This is a genomic window from Streptomyces sp. CA-250714, from assembly GCF_050936705.1.
Classification (GTDB): domain Bacteria; phylum Actinomycetota; class Actinomycetes; order Streptomycetales; family Streptomycetaceae; genus Streptomyces.
The window spans coordinates 980,624-997,825 of sequence record NZ_JBNJMI010000002.1 but is presented as its reverse complement, the minus strand read 5'-3'; the positions used below and the strand labels follow the sequence as shown (position 1 = coordinate 997,825).

Annotated in this window: 17 protein-coding genes and 1 riboswitch; of the genes, 13 read left to right on the top strand and 4 right to left on the bottom strand. The window is 72.2% G+C overall.

What is annotated here, in order from left to right:
* Positions 1–100: 100 nt before the first annotated feature.
* From ACQEU8_RS23345 to ACQEU8_RS23330, 4 genes are all read left to right on the top strand, one after another.
* Positions 101–1,546, top strand: coding sequence for a GuaB1 family IMP dehydrogenase-related protein (locus tag ACQEU8_RS23345; protein ID WP_433104182.1), 1,446 nt, complete (start codon positions 101–103; stop codon positions 1,544–1,546).
* 147 nt (positions 1,547–1,693) lie between these two features.
* A complete protein-coding gene (locus tag ACQEU8_RS23340) occupies positions 1,694–2,149 on the top strand; it encodes an Lrp/AsnC family transcriptional regulator (RefSeq protein ID WP_433104180.1) in 456 nt (151 codons plus the stop codon).
* Between the two features lie 117 nt (positions 2,150–2,266).
* Positions 2,267–3,055, top strand: coding sequence for a carbon-nitrogen hydrolase family protein (locus ACQEU8_RS23335; protein ID WP_433104178.1), 789 nt, complete (start codon positions 2,267–2,269; stop codon positions 3,053–3,055).
* A gap of 62 nt (positions 3,056–3,117) precedes the next feature.
* The gene (locus ACQEU8_RS23330) at positions 3,118–4,845 is read left to right on the top strand and encodes a flavin monoamine oxidase family protein (RefSeq protein ID WP_433104176.1); all 1,728 of its coding nucleotides are present in this window, start codon (positions 3,118–3,120) and stop codon (positions 4,843–4,845) included.
* A 43-nt stretch (positions 4,846–4,888) separates the two neighbouring features.
* Here the strand turns inward: ACQEU8_RS23330 and ACQEU8_RS23325 are convergent, their stop codons facing one another.
* Positions 4,889–5,815 carry a TIGR03619 family F420-dependent LLM class oxidoreductase gene (locus tag ACQEU8_RS23325; protein ID WP_433104174.1) on the bottom strand — a complete coding sequence of 309 codons (927 nt, stop codon included), beginning with the start codon at positions 5,813–5,815 and terminating at the stop codon, positions 4,889–4,891.
* Positions 5,816–5,870: 55 nt separating this feature from the next.
* Complete coding sequence (locus ACQEU8_RS23320; protein WP_433104172.1) at positions 5,871–6,578, bottom strand: DUF5995 family protein; 708 nt, start codon at positions 6,576–6,578, stop codon at positions 5,871–5,873.
* A gap of 128 nt (positions 6,579–6,706) precedes the next feature.
* Between ACQEU8_RS23320 and ACQEU8_RS23315 the strand changes: the two genes are divergently transcribed.
* Positions 6,707–7,261 (top strand): GNAT family N-acetyltransferase, encoded by a 555-nt coding sequence (locus ACQEU8_RS23315; protein ID WP_433104170.1) that lies wholly within the window; start codon positions 6,707–6,709, stop codon positions 7,259–7,261.
* Here the strand turns inward: ACQEU8_RS23315 and ACQEU8_RS23310 are convergent.
* Positions 7,243–8,622, bottom strand: a complete 1,380-nt coding sequence (locus tag ACQEU8_RS23310; protein WP_433104168.1) for a uracil-xanthine permease family protein — start codon at positions 8,620–8,622, stop codon at positions 7,243–7,245. The genes ACQEU8_RS23315 and ACQEU8_RS23310 overlap by 19 nt on opposite strands.
* Positions 8,623–9,050: 428 nt before the next feature.
* Positions 9,051–10,385, bottom strand: a complete 1,335-nt coding sequence (locus ACQEU8_RS23305) for an MFS transporter (RefSeq protein WP_433104166.1) — start codon at positions 10,383–10,385, stop codon at positions 9,051–9,053.
* A 221-nt stretch (positions 10,386–10,606) separates the two neighbouring features.
* Positions 10,607–10,737: riboswitch (FMN riboswitch) on the top strand.
* 211 nt (positions 10,738–10,948) lie between these two features.
* Between ACQEU8_RS23305 and ribD the strand changes: the two genes are divergently transcribed.
* From ribD to ACQEU8_RS23265, 8 genes are all read left to right on the top strand, one after another.
* On the top strand, positions 10,949–12,109 hold the full coding sequence (ribD, locus tag ACQEU8_RS23300) for a bifunctional diaminohydroxyphosphoribosylaminopyrimidine deaminase/5-amino-6-(5-phosphoribosylamino)uracil reductase RibD (protein ID WP_433108660.1): 1,161 nt from the start codon (positions 10,949–10,951) through the stop codon (positions 12,107–12,109).
* Positions 12,110–12,748: a riboflavin synthase gene (locus tag ACQEU8_RS23295; protein ID WP_433104164.1), complete on the top strand. Its 639-nt coding sequence runs from the start codon at positions 12,110–12,112 to the stop codon at positions 12,746–12,748.
* Positions 12,745–13,428 carry a nicotinamide mononucleotide transporter family protein gene (locus tag ACQEU8_RS23290; protein ID WP_433104162.1) on the top strand — a complete coding sequence of 228 codons (684 nt, stop codon included), beginning with the start codon at positions 12,745–12,747 and terminating at the stop codon, positions 13,426–13,428. The genes ACQEU8_RS23295 and ACQEU8_RS23290 overlap by 4 nt, the downstream gene beginning before the upstream one ends.
* 71 nt (positions 13,429–13,499) lie before the next feature.
* Complete coding sequence (locus ACQEU8_RS23285) at positions 13,500–14,846, top strand: bifunctional 3,4-dihydroxy-2-butanone-4-phosphate synthase/GTP cyclohydrolase II (RefSeq protein ID WP_433104160.1); 1,347 nt, start codon at positions 13,500–13,502, stop codon at positions 14,844–14,846.
* 67 nt (positions 14,847–14,913) lie between these two features.
* Positions 14,914–15,399 (top strand): 6,7-dimethyl-8-ribityllumazine synthase, encoded by a 486-nt coding sequence (gene ribH / locus ACQEU8_RS23280; protein ID WP_433104158.1) that lies wholly within the window; start codon positions 14,914–14,916, stop codon positions 15,397–15,399.
* 34 nt (positions 15,400–15,433) lie between these two features.
* Positions 15,434–15,706: a phosphoribosyl-ATP diphosphatase gene (locus ACQEU8_RS23275; protein WP_209266586.1), complete on the top strand. Its 273-nt coding sequence runs from the start codon at positions 15,434–15,436 to the stop codon at positions 15,704–15,706.
* Positions 15,707–15,803: 97 nt separating this feature from the next.
* Positions 15,804–16,652 (top strand): ATP phosphoribosyltransferase, encoded by an 849-nt coding sequence (hisG, locus tag ACQEU8_RS23270; RefSeq protein ID WP_433104155.1) that lies wholly within the window; start codon positions 15,804–15,806, stop codon positions 16,650–16,652.
* A gap of 20 nt (positions 16,653–16,672) precedes the next feature.
* Positions 16,673–17,179: a PH domain-containing protein gene (locus ACQEU8_RS23265; RefSeq protein WP_433104153.1), complete on the top strand. Its 507-nt coding sequence runs from the start codon at positions 16,673–16,675 to the stop codon at positions 17,177–17,179.
* The last annotated feature ends 23 nt before the right edge of the window (positions 17,180–17,202 follow it).

Below are 17,202 nucleotides of genomic sequence, written 5' to 3'. Positions count from 1 at the left end.
CGTGCCATCGGCGCAGGTCACGCCCTCGTGCGATCCCACCAGCAGGTTGTCGGCACTCCAGCGGATCGTCCTGCTCGCATGAATGTGCGGACGTGGGAGAATGAAGTACGTGCGTTTTCTCAATGATCAGCGGCCCCCGTACGACCTGACGTACGACGACGTCTTCATGGTGCCGAACCGCTCAGCGGTCGGCTCCCGGCAGGGCGTGGACCTGTCCTCGCCCGACGGCTCGGGCACCACCATCCCGCTGGTGGTCGCCAATATGACCGCCATCGCCGGACGCCGGATGGCCGAGACCGTGGCCCGCCGCGGCGGACTCGCGGTGATCCCCCAGGACATCCCGATCGACGTCGTCACCGAGGTCATCGGCTGGGTCAAACAACGGCATCACGTCCTCGACACCCCCATCACACTCGCCCCCACCCAGACCGTGGCCGACGCGCTGTCGCTGCTGCCCAAGCGGGCACACGGCGCCGGTGTCGTGGTCCGCGACGGCAGGCCCGTCGGCGTCGTCACCGAGTCGGATCTGACGGGCGTCGACCGCTTCACCCAGCTCTCGGAGGTCATGACCTCCGAACTCATGGTGATCGACGCGGACATCGACCCGCGCGACGCCTTCACCAAGCTCGACTCCGCCCACCGCAAGTTCGCGCCCGCCGTCGACGCCGACGGCAAGCTCGTGGGCATCCTCACCCGCAAGGGCGCGCTGCGGGCCACGCTCTACACCCCCGCCGTCGACGCCGACAACGCCCTGCGTATCGCCGCCGCCGTCGGCATCAACGGCGACGTCGCGGCGCGGGCCAAGGCGCTGCTCGACGCGGGTGTCGACACCCTCGTCGTGGACACGGCACACGGCCACCAGGAAGGCATGCTGGAGGCGCTCAAGGCCGTCCGCGGCCTCGACCCGGGTGTGCCGATCGTGGCGGGCAACGTGGTCGCCGCCGAGGGCGTACGCGACCTCGTCGACGCGGGCGCCGACATCATCAAGGTCGGCGTCGGCCCCGGCGCCATGTGCACCACCCGGATGATGACCGGTGTCGGCAGGCCGCAGTTCTCCGCCGTCCTGGAGTGTGCCGCCGAGGCACGCAAGTACGGCAAGCACGTCTGGGCGGACGGCGGTGTGCGGCATCCGCGCGATGTCGCCATGGCGCTGGCCGCCGGTGCCTCGAACGTGATGATCGGCTCCTGGTTCGCCGGCACCTACGAGTCGCCGGGCGACCTCCAGCAGTCCGCCGACGGGCGGCTGTACAAGGAGTCCTTCGGGATGGCCTCGGCACGTGCCGTACGCAACAGGACCTCCGAGGAGTCGGCCTACGACCGGGCCCGCAAGGGGCTGTTCGAGGAGGGCATCTCCACCTCCCGGATGTTCCTGGACCCGGCCCGCCCCGGCGTCGAGGACCTGATCGACTCGATCATCGCGGGGGTCCGCTCCGCCTGCACCTACGCGGGCGCCGGGACGCTGGACGAGTTCGCCGAGAAGGCCGTCGTCGGCGTCCAGAGCGCCGCCGGCTATGCGGAGGGCAAGCCCCTGCACGCCAGTTGGTGACCGCCGCGTACTGAGGGGGCGCCGCGCTTCTTGGATGGGCGCGCGCCCCCTGCTCGTAGAGCTTGGGGAGAGCGGGGGCGGCAAGCGCAGCCCTCATGCCCGGTACGCAGGCTCATCCGGCGGTTTCGTCATGTTCTACTGATCGCCGTGTCAATGAACGATCTCGACGAACGTATCGTCCACGCCCTCGCCGAGGATGCCCGTCGCACGTACGCCGACATCGGGGCCGAGGTCGGTCTGTCGGCGCCCGCCGTGAAGCGGCGTGTGGACCGGTTGCGGGAGCGGGGCGCGATCACCGGATTCACCGTGCGGGTCGATCCCTCCGCACTGGGGTGGCAGACGGAGGGCTTCATCGAGATGTACTGCCGCTCCCGCACCTCCCCGGAGGACATCCACCGGGCGCTGTCCCACTATCCCGAGGTGGCGGCGGCCTCCACCGTCACCGGGGAGGCCGACGCACTCGTGCAGGTGTTCGCCGCCGACATGCGGCACTTCGAGACCGTGCTGGAACGGATCGCCGGGGAGCCCTTCGTCGAGCGCACCAAGTCCGTCCTGGTGCTCTCCCCGCTGCTGCGCCGCTACAACGCGGGCCCGCCGCTGTGACCACCCCGTACCGGCGCAACAAATCGACGCTGTCGTCGCTGAAGGCGCAACAGACCGCGGGTCAACTCGCAAGATCCCCCGCTTGTGGCGCACCCGGGGCGACCGTAGCGTCGAAGTGTGCGAATCGCTCTCCACCAGATCCAGGCCCAGCCCTCCACTGCGGGCTCCGGGGGCCTGACCTCCCTCGACGCCGCAGCCGGTGAAGCCGCGGCACGCGGTGCCCGGCTGCTGGTCACGCCGGAGCTCTCCCTCACCGGCTACGCGCTGGAGGACCCGGCTCAGCTCGCCGAACCGGCCGACGGCCCGAGCGCCGCTGCCGTCTCCCGGATCGCCCGGCAGCACGGTGTGGCCATCACCTACGGCTACCCCGAACGCGGCGAGGACGGCGCGGTCCACAACTCCGTACAGCTGATCGGCCCGGACGGGGCCGCACTCGCCAACTACCGCAAGACGCATCTGTACGGTCCCTACGAGGCGAAGCACTACACCCCCGGCGAGCAGCTGCCCGTCCAGGCGGAGCTGGACGGGGTCCGGCTCGGGCTGCTGATCTGCTACGACGTGGAGTTCCCCGAGGCGGTCCGGGCCCACGCGCTGGCCGGCACCGACGTGCTGCTGGTGCCGACGGCGCTGATGCGGCCGTATGAGACCGTCGCCGAGACCCTCGTCGTGGCGCGCGCGGTGGAGAGCCAGCTGTATGTCGCGTACGCCAACCGCGCAGGCCGCGAGGGCGAGTTCGACTTCGCGGGGCTGAGCCGGCTGGCCGCGCCCGACGGCACCGTGCCGGTGCGCGCTGCCGGCAGCGGCGAGGCCCTGCTGGTCGCCGACGCCGATCCCGTGGCGCTGCGCGCCTCCCGTGACCGCAATCCATATCTGGCCGACCGCCGCCCCGAGCTGTACGCGCGCTAGCCGGCGAAGCCGCACCGCGCAGGCCGTCAAGTACTTCCGTACCACCCAGGAGCGACACCCGCATGACCTCCACCGTGCCCACCGTGCCCAACGCTGCCCATGAGCACGACGAGCAGCAGGAAGCCCAGCAGCGCTCCCAGCGCCCGCTGACGATGTTCGGCCCCGACTTCCCGTTCGCCTACGACGACTTCCTCGCCCACCCTGCCGGTCTCGGTGCCGTACCGCCGACCGAGCACGGCACCGAGGTGGCCGTCATCGGCGGCGGTCTGTCGGGCCTGGTGGCGGCGTACGAGCTGATGAAGATGGGGCTCAAGCCGGTCGTCTATGAGGCCGATCAGCTCGGCGGGCGGCTGCGGACGGCGACGTTCGAGGGCGGCGACCCCTCGCTGCACGCCGAGATGGGTGCCATGCGCTTCCCGCCGTCCTCGACCGCGCTCCAGCACTACATCGACCTGGCCGGCCTGGAGACCAAGCCGTTCCCCAACCCGCTGGCGCCCGACACCCCCTCCACGGTCGTGGACCTCAAGGGCGAGTCGCACTACGCCCGTACGCTGGAGGATCTGCCGCCCGTCTACCACCAGGTGATGGACGCGTGGAACGCGTGCCTGGAGGAGGGCGCCGACTTCACCGCGATGCAGCAGGCGATACGCGAGCGGGACGTGCCCCGCATCCGCGAGATCTGGTCCCGGCTGGTGGAGAAGCTGGACAACCAGACCTTCTACGGCTTCCTGTGCGACTCGGCGGCCTTCGCCTCCTTCCGGCACCGGGAGATCTTCGGCCAGGTCGGGTTCGGCACCGGCGGCTGGGACACCGACTTCCCCAACTCCATCCTGGAGATCCTGCGCGTCGTCTACACCGGCGCCGACGACGACCACCGCGGCATCGTCGGCGGCTGCCAGCAGCTTCCGCTGCGGCTGTGGGAGCGCCAGCCGGGCAAGCTCGTCCACTGGCCGCAGGGCACCAGCCTCAAGTCGCTGCACCCGGGCGGCGTGCACCGCCCCGCCGTCACCAGGCTGCACCGTACGGCGGGCAACCGGGTCACGGTCACCGACGCGGACGGCGACATCCGCACCTACCGCGCCGCCGTCTTCACCGCCCAGTCGTGGCTGCTGCTGAGCCGTATCGACTGCGACGACGCGCTGCTGCCCATCGACCACTGGACGGCGGTGGAGCGCACCCACTACATGGAGTCCTCCAAGCTGTTCGTCCCCGTCGACCGGCCGTTCTGGCTCGACCCGGACCCGCGCACCGGGCGGGACACGATGAGCATGACGCTGACCGACCGGATGACGCGCGGCACCTACCTGCTGGACGACGGGCCCGACAAGCCGGCCGTGATCTGCCTGTCCTACACCTGGTGCGACGACAGCCTGAAGTGGCTGCCGCTGGACGCCAACGAGCGGATGGAGGTGATGCTCAAGTCGCTCGGCGAGATCTATCCAGGCGTCGACATCCGCAAGCACATCACCGGCAACCCGCTCACCGTCTCGTGGGAGGACGAGCCGTACTTCCTCGGCGCGTTCAAGGCCAATCTGCCCGGTCACTACCGCTACCAGCGGCGGCTGTTCACCCACTTCATGCAGGAGACGCTGCCCGCCGACCGGCGCGGTCTCTTCCTCGCCGGCGACGACATCTCCTGGACCGCGGGCTGGGCCGAGGGCGCCGTACAGACCGCGCTGAACGCCGTCTGGGGCGTCATGCACCACCTGGGCGGCACCACCGACCCCGCCAACCCGGGGCCTGGCGATGTCTTCGACGAGATCGAGCCGGTGCGGCTCCCGGAGGACTGACCGGCACGCGGCGACCGACGGGGGAGTGACGGGGCAGGCGGGCCTACAGGCCCGCCTCGGTCACCGCCTCCCGCAGCGCCTTCGCCGTCTCGACGAGCTCCTGCGCGTCCCGGCTGGTCAACTGGTTGTCCAGCAGCACCTCGTGGACGCCCGCCCGCACCGCCCCGGCCAGGTCCGACACGATCTGTTCGAGGCTGCCCTCGTGCGGGCGGCGCTTGCCGTCCACCGGTTTGTCGGTGAGCTTGACGGAGGCGCGCAGGGTGATGGACAGCTCGGCAGGGTCCCGGTCCGCCTCCCGGGCCAGCTCGGCGATCCGGGACCAGGTGGCGGCGATCTGCTCGCCGGTCAGCATCGAGGGCAGCCACCCGTCGGCCCGCCGCACCAGACGCCGCAGGGCGGTGTCGGTGCGGCCCGCCAGCAGCACCGGGATACGGGCGGCGGGCTTGGGGCCGACCGCCGAGGGTGAGAACCGGGTCCGCCGGCCTTCGTACGCGGCCGGATCCGGGCCCCACACGGCGGCGCACACATCCAGCAGCTCGTCCAGCGCCGCACCGCGCGCGGCGTGGTCGACGCCCGCCGCGGCGTACTCGTCGCGGGACCAGCCCGTGCCCAGCCCGGCGACGAGCCGGCCGCCGCTGGCGGCGTCCAGCGATCCCAGGGCCCGGGCCAGCAGGAACGGCGGGTGCAGCGGGCCGACCAGCACGGCCGAACCCAGCCGTACCCGCTCGGTGACGGCGGCGGCCAGCGACAGGGTGACCAGCGGGTCGGCGACCGACCGGAAGTATCCCGCCCACCGCAGCCCCGGCACCAGATACATGTCGTCCAGCGGCTCTTCGGGGCGCATCAGCCGCTCCAGCACCCAGACGCTGTCGTACCCCAGCTCCTCCGCCGCGCGCGCCACCGCGGTCACGTCTCTGGCCAGGTCGTACGTTCCGGTCTGCGGCAGTCCCAGCCCCAGTCGCAGTGCCATCTCGCCTCCGTAGCGCGCTGATTGCTCGGGTCGTCCGACTGTACGGGGTGGACGTTCAGTGCCACAGCGGGGTCAGCAGGCAGCGCCCGGCCACGCCGACCGTGGAGTCCAGCCCTTCCGCCATCTCCTCCAGCAGTTCTCCGCACGGCCGCAGTCCCCACAGCGCCCGGAACGACACCCACGCGCCCGCACGTGCCCGCTCCAGACTCCAGGAGCCGATCAGATGAGTGAGCGGATCGGCCACGTCCAGCAGGTCCGGGCCCGGCATCAGATCCTCTCGGATCCGCTCCTCCAGACCGGTCAGCAGTTCGCCGATCCGCTCGAAGTCGGCCTCCAGGTCGTCGGGTGCGGCCTCCAGCGTCCGGCAGGTGTCCACCAGCGCGAGCGGCAGGTCGTGGCCGATGTGCGCGTTGATGCCCGCCAGCGCGAACTGGAGCGGGTGGACGGAGGGATGGCGCCGGAAGCGGAACAGCGGCCGCCAGCACGAGGGCACCCGCAGCCCCGCCGCCTCGCGGTCAACTGCCTCCAGGAAACGCCGCGCGAACCGGGTGCCGAGCTCGCCGGTGGCGGCCCGGTCCTCGAAGTGCCCCGCGACCAGGCGCCGTTCCAGCTCCTCGGTCACCGAGAGGTACACCCGATTGAAGACAGCCACCCCGTCCTGCCGGGGCAGTATGGCGCCGATCTCCCGCATCTGAGCCGTCACTTCGGCGATGGGCGCCGACGTCACCGCGCGTTGCGCGGGCACCTGCTCCGTAGAGGTCATGCCCGCAGCCTGCCAGCCGCCCCCGCGCCGGACGGGCAGCCCGGCCCGTACGGCCCCCGGACGGAGGACGCGGGCGCTGCCGGATAATCGGATGCGGTGCCGGGCGTCCGCGTGATACCTCACCTGCCATGACCGATGCCACGGCGGAGCCGTACGCCGACCTGCACACCGACCGGCTCGTGCTGCACCCCATGACCCCGGAAGAGGCCGAACGCGTGGTGGCCGGAACGCCCGGCGAGATGGAGCTGTGGGGCCCCGAGTACCCGGACGCGATGGATGTGGAGGGTGCCCAGGATCTGCTGAAGGCGTGTGCGACCACCGGCGATCCGCGGCCCTTCGGCAACTACGAGATACGGCTCCGCGCCGACGGCCGCGCCATCGGCGGCATCGGCTTCAACCAGGTCCCCGACGCGGAGGGCACTGTCGTCGTCGGGTACGCCCTCAACTCCTCGGCGCGCGGGCGGGGTTACGCCTCCGAGGCACTGCGCGCGCTGCTGGGCTTCGCCTGGTCACAGGGCGTCACCCTGGTCAAGGCCGACGCCGACCTCGACAACCTCGCCTCGCAGCGGGTGATGACCGCCGTCGGTATGCGGGTGGTGGGGGAGGACCACCGGGTGCGGTACTTCGAGATGCGGCGACGGGAAGCGGCGTCCGGCGACCCGGTTCAGCTCGGCTCGTCGTAGTCGCTGGTGCCCTCGTCCAGCAGCGGTTCCTGGGTCTTGAGGTGCGGCGGGGCCAGCGCCTTGAGGGCGTGGTAGCCGGTGAGGACGACCAGCGTGCCCAGGGCGATGCCGCCGAGTTCGAAGGTGTCGGTGAACTTCAGTGTGACGTTGCCGATGCCGATGATGATGCCCGCCGCCACCGGTACCAGGTTCAGCGGATTGCGCATGTCGACACCGTTGTTGATCCAGATCTGCGCGCCGAGCAACCCGATCATCCCGTAGAGGATCACGGTGATACCGCCGAGCACCCCGCCGGGGATGGCCGCGACGACGGCTCCGAACTTGGGGCAGAGCCCGAAGAGCAGCGCGAAGCAGGCGGCGGCCCAGTACGCGGCCGTCGAGTAGACCCGGGTCGCGGCCATGACGCCGATGTTCTCGGAGTACGTGGTCGTGGCCGGACCGCCGAACGCCGTCGACAGGACGCTGCCCGCGCCGTCCGCGGAGATCGCGGTGCCGAGCTTGTCGTCCAGCGGGTCGCCGGTCATCTCGCCGACCGCCTTGACGTGCCCCGCGTTCTCGGCCACCAGAGCGATCACCACCGGGAGCGCCACCAGGATGGGGGACCAGGAGAAGTCGGGGCCGTGCACGGACGGCAGCCCGAACCAGTCGGCCTTCCCCACAGCGGAGAGATCCAGCCGCCAGTGGTCCACCGTCTTGCCGCCGGCGTCCGGCGAATGAATCCGGCCGAAGACCGTGTCGAACACCCACGACATCAGATAGCCGGCGACCAGCCCCAGAAAGATCGCGATCCGCGACCAGAAGCCGCGCAGGCACACCACCGCGAGACCGGTCAGCAGCATGGTCAGCAGCGCCGTCCACTGGTCCTGCGGCCAGTACGTCGAGGCGGTGACGGGGGCCAGGTTGAAGCCGATCAGCATGACGACCGCGCCGGTCACCACGGGCGGCATCACCGCGTGGATGATCCGCGCCCCGAACTTCTGGACGGCCAGCCCGACGAGGAGCAGCGCGGCGCCGACCACCAGGATCGCGCCGGTCACCGTGGCGCTGCTGCCGCCCTGGCCGCGGATGGCCGAGGCCACGCCGACGAAGGAGAGGCTGCAGCCGAGGTAACTCGGTACCCGGCCGCGGGTTGCGAGCAGGAAGATCATCGTCGCGAACCCGGACATCATGATCGCCAGATTCGGATCCAGCCCCATGAGTACCGGCGCCACGAAGCTGGCGCCGAACATCGCCACCACGTGCTGGGCCCCGAGCCCCGCCGTACGCGGCCACGACAGCCGCTCGTCCGGCCGCACCACCGCGCCGGGCGCCGGCACGCGCCCGTCGCCGTGCACCGTCCACCGCACGCCGAGCCCGCCCATGTCGCTCCGCTCCCCTGGCCGATTTTGATCGCCGCACATACTAATCCGATTTCGCCGCCCCACTTCTTGCCCACCGTCGCGGGGGGTGGGGGTGCCCCTCAGGGGCGCGGGGAACTGCGCGAGCGACCACGACGTGCCCGCACTCGGGCGCTCGGCGAAGCTCCAACGGCGGGTTTCCGCCGCCTCGGCACCGCCGGTCTGCGCCGTCGGGCGTCCCGCCGTCCCGCCGTCGCGGCGGAAAGGAGGGTTCGCCGTGATGGTGAGGGGGTCGCCCTGCAGGGGCGGCGGAAGGAGGGTGCGCCGTGACGGTGGGGGTGCCCCTCAGGGGCGCGGGGAACTGCGCGAGCGGCCACGACGTGCCCGCACCCGGGTACTCGGCGAAGCCCCAACGGCGGCAAAACGCGAGGGGCCAACCAAAGCGGCGGCCCTCAGGTGCGGAGCACTCGCGCTCCGCCGACCAGCCCCAGCAGCAGCGCGGTGACGACGCCGAAGGAAACCGAGAGCGAGGTCGACTCGGCGATCCACCCCACCGCCGCGGGGGCCGCGAGGCCCGATGCGTACGCGAGGGTGGCGACGCCCGCGATGGCCTGCCCCGGCGCACCCGCAGCCGTACGCCCCGCCGCGGCGAAGCACAGCGGGACCACCACCGCGATCCCCACCCCGATCAGCGCGAACCCCACGACGGCGGCGGGCGGCGTCCGGGCGGCGACCACCAGCGCGGCACCCGCCGCCGCGAGCACGCCGCCCGCCCGTACCGTCGCCACCGGGCCGAACCGTCGCACCACGGCGTCGCCCGACAGCCGGGCGAGCGCCATCGTGCAGGCGAACGCCGTGTACGCGGCGGCGGCGAGACCGGGCTCGGCGCCGGTCACATCGGCCAGATAGATGCCGGACCAGTCCATCGAGGCGCCCTCGGCGAACACCGCGCAGAAGCCGAGCAGGCCGATCGCCAGCACCCCGCGCGAGGGCAGCGCGAAACGGGGCGGGGCCTCCCCTTCGTCCCGGGCGCCCGACGGCTCGGCCGCAGCGCCGGGGCGCTCGGCGCGCTGCTCCTCCCCAGGCGTCCATCGGGCCGCGGCCACCGCGACCACGGCCAGCAGCGGGGCCGCCACCCCCAGGTGCACCCGCGCGTCCAGCCCGGCATGCGCCGCCACCACGCCCCCCGCGCCGCCCAGCAGCGTCCCCACGCTCCACAAGCCGTGCAGCGCGGACATCACCGAGCGCCCGTACGCCGCCTCGACCCGTACTCCCTGGGCGTTCATCGCGACGTCCATCAGGCCGAGCCCGCAGCCGTACACGAACAGCGCCAGGCACAGCCACCCCAGGGCAGGAGCGAGGGGTGGCAGCGCCAGCCCCGCGCAGCAGGCCAGCGAGACCGCGGCCAGCGCACGCCGTGGTCCGTAGCGGTGTGCCAGCCGCGCCGAGAGCGGCATGGCGGCGGAGGCTCCGGCCGTCATGAACACCAGCGCGAGCCCGAGCCAGCCGGGGCTCAGGCTCAGATGTTCCCGTAGCCAGGGGATCCGGGTGGCGAACGTACCGCTCGCCATCCCGTGCACCGCGAAGACTACGGAGACCGCCACCCGCGCCGCCCGCACGGGCCGGGCCGGGCGCCGAGGCCCGTCGCCCACGCGTCCCGGCGCACGTCCGGGCGGGCCGACCTCCGTCCCCGTATGCGGCACCGCCCCAGCCGCCGGGTCCGGCACCGCACCCGGCGCCGCCCCCGGCCCCGCATCCGGCTCAGGCCCGCTGTCGCCCGTCCGCATCTCGTCTCCCTGCCGCACCCTCGCGCCCCCAAAGAGTCCGTAGGCGCACCCACGGCCGTGGGTGCGGACCCGCGCAGATCGTGCCCCGATCGTGTACGGCTCGAACGCCCGCACCAGCAGCGGACACGAGTAGTGTCCCGTGGCTGCTGTGAGTCACCACACAGCATCCGCTCGCATGGCCACCGTCCCCGCGTGGCAGACTGGTGGAGTACCAGTGACGTCAGCGCACTCCGGGGTCGGTGAAAGTCCGAACCGGCGGTTACAGTCCGCGACCCGGCCGCAGCCAGCGGTCGGTTGACCAGGTGAGATTCCTGGACCGACGGTTAAAGTCCGGATGGGAGGCAGTGCGCGGCGGGCCGCAACCGGTGCACCGCCACAGTTGGCGGTCCCGTTCCGGAGCGAAGCAGAAACCGGAGCGGGCCCCTCCCATTCTGGTGGTCGTTCCCGGACGCGCGTCCGTCCAAGTCCCGTAGCAGCCCCGGAGTCCGTGCCCGAAGAGGCAGGAGGACCCGGTGGCCCCCCACCCCCAAGCGCCGTACGCGCCGCAGGCGGAGCGCGACGCGATGCGCCGTGCCATCGCTCTTGCCGCGCGGGGACTCGGCTCCACCAGCCCCAACCCCGTCGTCGGCTGCGTCGTCCTCGACCAGGCGGGCCGCACCGTAGGCGAGGGCTGGCACCAGCGTGCCGGCGGCCCGCACGCCGAGGTCCACGCGCTCGCCGAAGCGGGCGAGGACGCCCGCGGGGGCACCGCCGTCATCACTCTCGAACCCTGCGACCACACCGGACGCACCGGCCCCTGCTCGCAGGCGCTCATCGACGCGGGCATCTCCCGCGTCGTCTACGCCGTCTCCGATCCCAGCCCGGGCGCCGCGGGCGGAGCGCTGACGCTCGCCGCGGCCGGCATCGACGTCGAGGGGGGCCTGCTGGCCGACGAGGCCGCCGCCGGCAATGCCGCCTGGCTGACCTCCGTACTGCACGGCCGCCCGTACGTGACCTGGAAGTACGCCGCCACGCTCGACGGCCGCACCGCGGCCGCCGACGGCTCCAGCCGCTGGATCACCTCCGTCGAGGCCCGCGCCGATGTGCACCGGCTGCGCGCCGAGTCCGACGCCGTCCTCGTCGGCTCCGGCACAGCCCGCGCCGACGACCCGCATCTGGCCGTCCGCGACGTACCCGGCGCCGTGCAGCCGCTCCGGGTCGTCGTCGACACCGAGGCGACCGTCGTCAGGGCGGGGGCGCGGGTCCTCGACGAGGTGGCACCCACCCTGATCGCCGTCGCCCAGGACGCGGACACCGCCGCGCTCGAGGCCGCCGCCGGCGCGAGCCCGGCAGAGGTGCTGCGGCTGCCCCGCGCCGCTGGGGGAACCGGGCTCGACCTCGATGCGCTGCTGACCGCCTTGCAGACCCGCGATGTGCGCGCCGTGCTGCTGGAGGGCGGCGCCACCCTGGCCGGCTCCTTCGTCGCCGCCGGGCTGGTCGACCGGGTGGTCGGCTACATCGCGCCCGTGCTGCTGGGCGCCGGGCGACCCGCGCTGGGAGAGGCCGGAATCAGCACCATCGCGCAGGCGTTGCGGCTCACGGTGAGCGACACCGTGCGGCTCGGCCCCGACCTGCGGATCACCGCCGTCGGCAGTACGGCGCCGCAGACGGCCCGCTCGGCCGCCGCCGTCACCACCGCCACCGCCGAACAGACCGAGCAGTCCGAACAGTCCGAGGAGTCCTGAGTGTTCACCGGAATCGTGGAAGAGCTGGGCGAGGTCGTCGCCGTCGAGGACCAGGGCGCCTCCGCCCGGCTGCGGCTGCGCGGACCGCGCGTCACCGCCGACGTGCGGCACGGCGACTCGATCGCCGTCAACGGCGTGTGCCTGACCGTCGTCGAGACGAGTGACGGCGAGTTCACCGCCGACGTCATGGCCGAGACCCTGCACCGCTCCAGCCTCGGGGCGCTCACCGTGGGCTCGCCCGTCAATCTGGAACGCCCCATGGCGCTCGGCGGCCGGCTCGACGGCCACCTCGTCCAGGGCCACGTCGACGGCACCGGCACCATCACGGCGCGTCACGAAGCCGACAGCGGTACGGACATCACGATCGGGCTGCCCGAAGGACTGGGCCGGTACCTGGTCGAGAAGGGCTCCATCACCGTCGACGGCATCAGCCTCACGGTCGTGGAGGCCACCGACGACCACTTCACCGTCTCCCTCATCCCCACCACCCTCGCGCTCACCACCCTCGGCACCAAGCAGCCGGGCGACCCGGTCAACCTGGAGGTCGACGTCCTCGCCAAGTACGTCGAGCGACTGCTGGGCGCTTCCGCACCGGGCCTCGTCCAGCAGAGCATCCAGCACAGCGAGGCAACCCGATGAGCGGTCTCCACTGGTTGAACCAGGAGGCATTCGCCGCCTTCGGCCAGCACGTCATCTGGTCCGACATGCTCGGCAACATCATGGGGTTGCTCGGCCTGGCGCTGGGCTGGCGGCGCTCCATAGGCACCTGGCCCGCGCAGTTGCTGTCCGGACTGATACTCGTCAGCGCTTTCGCCTCCGCCCAGCTGGCGGGCGGCGTCGGCAAGCAGCTCCTGGTCATCGGGGTGGCGCTGTGGGGCTGGCGGCAGTGGCGGCGCGGCAACCAGCAGGCGCAGGACGGATCCATCGCCGTACGGTTCGCGACCTGGCGCGAACGCGGCCTGCTGGCGCTCGGCACCGTGCTGGGCACCGCCGCCGTCGGCACCCTCTTCACCCTCGTCCCGTCCCTCTCATGGAGCCCTTGGGCGGACGCCTACATCTTCGTCGGCACGCTGGCGGCGATGGTCGCGCAGGCCCGCGGACTGGTCGAGTTCTGGTTCGCCTGGCTGCTGGTGGACGTGGTCGGGGTGCCGCTCGCCTTCAGCAGCGGACTGGCCTTCTCCGGTCTGGTCTACGTCGTCTACCTCGGCCTCGTCCTGTGGGGCCTGCGTGCCTGGTGGCTGCGCTCCCGCGTGGACGCCCGCGCCCTGGCCGCCGCCCGCACGGAGCCCGCGCTGCACTCCGCGGGAGCCGCCCTGTGAACGGCAGCCGGAGCCGCGCTGTGGACGCGGAGCACGCCACCCGAGCGCACCACCAAGGAAGGAGCACGCCCATGACCGCGCTGCCGAACTGGTACGACGCGCCGCCCGCCCCGCGACTCCCGGAGGAACCGGCGGAGGCCGACGCGGCGTTCGCGCTCGCGCTGGACCCCGTCGAGGAGGCGATCCGCGACATCGCCGAGGGCCGCCCTGTCGTGGTCGTCGACGACGAGAGCCGGGAGAACGAGGGCGACCTGGTGATGGCCGCCGAGCTGGTCACCCCCGAACTCGTCGCCTTCATGATGAGCGAGTGCCGCGGCCTGATCTGCACCCCCATGGAGGGGGCCGACCTGGACCGGCTGGCGCTGCCGCAGATGGTCGCCGAGAACACCGAGTCCATGGGCACCGCGTTCACCGTCTCCGTGGACGCGACCGGCGCGCACGGCGTCACCACCGGCATCTCGGCGGCCGACCGGGCCGCCACCATCCGGCTGCTCGCCGACCCCGACACCAGCCCTGCGGACTTCGTCCGCCCCGGGCACGCCTTCCCGCTGCGCGCCAAGCCCGGCGGGGTGCTCGTCCGCGCCGGGCACACCGAGGCGGGCGTCGACCTGGCGCGGCTGGCCGGGCTGCGGCCCGCTGCCGCCATCGTGGAGATCGCGGGCGAGGACGGCACCATGCTGCGGCTGCCCGAGCTGGTGCCGTTCGCACGCAAGCACGGGCTGCGGATCATCTCCATCGAGGACCTGATCGCCTACCGCCGCTCCGCCGAGCCCACCGTGCGCCGGGAGGCGGCGACCCGGCTGCCCACCCGGCACGGCGAGTTCCGCGCCTACGGCTACCGCTCCATTGTCGACGGCGTGGAGCACATCGCCCTGGTCACCGGCGACATCACCGGCCCGGAGGACCTCTCGGGCGGCGACGATGTCCTCGTACGAGTGCATTCCGAGTGCCTCACCGGTGATGTCTTCGGCTCCCTGCGGTGCGACTGCGGGCCCCAACTGGAGGCGTCCCTGGAGCGGGTCCAGCAGGAGGGCCGGGGCATCGTGCTCTATCTGCGCGGACACGAGGGCCGGGGGATCGGGCTGCTGTCCAAGCTGCGCGCCTACGAGCTGCAGGAGCGCGGCCGCGACACCCTCGACGCCAACCTCGAACTCGGCCTCCCCGCCGACGCGCGGGACTACGCGGCCGCCGCGCAGATCCTCACCGACCTGGGCGTCAGGTCCATGCGGCTGATGACGAACAACCCGGAGAAGACCGCAGCGATGGTGCGGCACGGGCTGCGCGTCACCGGCCGGGAGCCGATGCCCGTGCAGGCGGGCGAGCACAACCTGCGCTATCTGCGCACCAAGCGCGACCGCATGGGCCACGACCTGCCCTGGCTGGACGCCGAGCGCACCTCGCCCTGCGGATCGCAGTAAGCACCGACCGTCCCCCGAACAAGCATCACCGACAGCACCAGCACACACTGAGAGCACGAGGAGCACCGTGAGCGGCAAGGGCGCACCCGAACTGACCGTCAAGAACTGCCAGGACCTGCGTGTGGCCGTGATCGCCGCGCAGTGGCACCAGCAGGTCATGGACGGCCTCGTCGACGGCGCCCTGCGGGCGCTGCGCGAACTGGGCATCGACGAGCCCACCCTGCTGCGCGTCCCCGGCAGCTTCGAGCTGCCCGTCGTCGCCAAGGTCCTCGCCGACCGCGGATACGACGCGATCGTGGCGCTCGGCGTCGTGATCCGGGGCGGCACCCCGCACTTCGACTACGTCTGCCAGGGCGTCACCCAGGGCCTCACCGAAGTATCGGTCCGCACCGGAGTGCCGATTGGTTTCGGCGTCCTGACCTGCGACGACGAGGAGCAGGCCATCGCCCGTGCGGGGCTGCCGGGATCCACCGAGGACAAGGGGCACGAGGCGGTCACGGCAGCCGTGGCGACGGCGGCTGCCCTGCGCACGGTCGCGGAGCCCTGGCGGTGAGCGGCCCCCGGTACCGCGTAGGCTGAGCGTCACCATGGCGAACAAGACGTTTGAGCAGCTCTTCGCCGAGCTGCAACACAAGGCCGCAACCGGCGACCCCAGCACCTCCCGTACCGCCGAGCTCGCCGCGCAGGGCGTGCACGCCATCGGCAAGAAGATCGTGGAGGAGGCCGCCGAGGTGTGGATGGCCGCCGAGCACGAGGGCGACGAGCGCACCGCCGAGGAGATCTCGCAGCTCCTCTACCATCTCCAGGTGCTGATGGCCGCCAAGGGCCTCTCCCTCGACGACGTATACGCTCACCTCTGAGCCGGTACCTCCGAGCTGCACCTTCGAGCCTCACCCGGCTCTTCCCGCTCACGCCCCCTTTCACGAACACGATCCCCTTCACGAACAAAGGAAGCTCATGCTGCGCATCGCCGTCCCCAACAAGGGTTCCCTCTCCGGCCCTGCCGGGGAGATGCTGCATGAGGCCGGGTACCAGCAGCGCAAGGCCACCAAGGAACTCGTCCTGGTGGACCCGGAGAACGAGGTCGAGTTCTTCTATCTGCGCCCCCGCGACATCGCGATCTACGTCAGCTCCGGGCGGCTGGACATCGGCATCACGGGGCGCGATCTGCTGCTGGACTCCGGGGCGCAGGCCGAGGAGGTGCTCCCCCTCGGTTTCGCCCGCTCCACCTTCCGCTACGCCGCCAAGCCCGGCACCATCGACTCGCTCGACGACCTGGCGGGGCTGACGGTCGCCACCTCCTACGAGGGCATCGTCGCCAAGCACTTGGCGGACAAGGGCATCGACGCCTCCGTCGTCCACCTCGACGGCGCCGTGGAGACGGCCATCGAACTGGGCGTCGCGCAGGTCATCGCGGATGTCGTGGAGACCGGCACCTCGCTGCGCAACGCGGGCCTGGAGATCGTCGGAGGGCCGATCCTCCAGTCCGAGGCCGTCGTCATCCGGCGCACCGGCGCCGAACCGGAGGGGCCCAAGGTGCAGCAGTTCCTCCGCCGCCTCCAGGGCGTCCTGGTGGCCCGCAGCTACGTGATGATGGACTACGACATCCGCGCCGAGCACCTGGAACAGGCCGTCGCCCTCACCCCGGGTCTGGAGTCGCCGACCATCTCCCCGCTGCACGACCAGGGCTGGGTGGCCGTCCGTTCCATGGTGCGCACCACCGAAGCACAGCGGATCATGGACGACCTCTACGACCTGGGTGCCCGCGCCATCCTCACCACGGGCATCCACGCCTGCCGTCTGTGACCCGCGACCGGAGCACGCCGATGACCGACAGCCCTGGGATTCCCGCGCTTCCCGTCACGTTCCGGCCGGCCCGCACCCGCGCGGTGCTGCTGACGGCCGGGCTCGCGGTGTTCGCCGCCCTCACCGTCGTCTCGCTGATGCTTCAGCTGGGCGGCGGCGAGCGGGCGAGCTTCATCTTCACCGCCGCGCTCTTCTCCGGCGTACTGGTGCTGTTGAGCCGCCCCCGGGTGACCGCGGACGAGGACGGGGTGACGGTCGTCAACCTGACGACCAAGCGACGTCTCGAATGGGCGCAGGTGCTCGCCGTCCATCTGCGGCCCGGCGACCCGTGGGTCTCACTGGACCTCGCCGACGGCACCAGCCTGCCCGCGATGGGCATCCAGCCGGGCATCGCCAAGCGGCAGGCGCTGGCCGACGCCCGTGCCCTGCGCGCTCTCGTCGACCACAAGGGCACCACCCCGCGGGACCCCTCGGATGGAGCGCCGGACGACGCCGGACACGGCGCCGCTGACGACGCCGGACAGTAGCGGTCCCACCGGCACGGCCGGCA

Coding starts and splice junctions, on each gene's coding strand:
- ACQEU8_RS23265 (WP_433104153.1), top strand. CDS start 16,673: ATGACCGACAGCCCTGGGATTCCCGCGCTTCCCGTCACGTTCCGGCCG.
- ACQEU8_RS23345 (WP_433104182.1), top strand. CDS start 101: ATGAAGTACGTGCGTTTTCTCAATGATCAGCGGCCCCCGTACGACCTG.
- ACQEU8_RS23290 (WP_433104162.1), top strand. CDS start 12,745: ATGAGCGGTCTCCACTGGTTGAACCAGGAGGCATTCGCCGCCTTCGGC.
- ACQEU8_RS23330 (WP_433104176.1), top strand. CDS start 3,118: ATGACCTCCACCGTGCCCACCGTGCCCAACGCTGCCCATGAGCACGAC.
- ACQEU8_RS23285 (WP_433104160.1), top strand. CDS start 13,500: ATGACCGCGCTGCCGAACTGGTACGACGCGCCGCCCGCCCCGCGACTC.
- ACQEU8_RS23310 (WP_433104168.1), bottom strand. CDS start 8,622: ATGGGCGGGCTCGGCGTGCGGTGGACGGTGCACGGCGACGGGCGCGTG.
- ribD (WP_433108660.1), top strand. CDS start 10,949: ATGCGCCGTGCCATCGCTCTTGCCGCGCGGGGACTCGGCTCCACCAGC.
- ACQEU8_RS23320 (WP_433104172.1), bottom strand. CDS start 6,578: ATGACCTCTACGGAGCAGGTGCCCGCGCAACGCGCGGTGACGTCGGCG.
- hisG (WP_433104155.1), top strand. CDS start 15,804: ATGCTGCGCATCGCCGTCCCCAACAAGGGTTCCCTCTCCGGCCCTGCC.
- ACQEU8_RS23315 (WP_433104170.1), top strand. CDS start 6,707: ATGACCGATGCCACGGCGGAGCCGTACGCCGACCTGCACACCGACCGG.
- ACQEU8_RS23325 (WP_433104174.1), bottom strand. CDS start 5,815: ATGGCACTGCGACTGGGGCTGGGACTGCCGCAGACCGGAACGTACGAC.
- ACQEU8_RS23275 (WP_209266586.1), top strand. CDS start 15,434: ATGGCGAACAAGACGTTTGAGCAGCTCTTCGCCGAGCTGCAACACAAG.
- ACQEU8_RS23305 (WP_433104166.1), bottom strand. CDS start 10,385: ATGCGGACGGGCGACAGCGGGCCTGAGCCGGATGCGGGGCCGGGGGCG.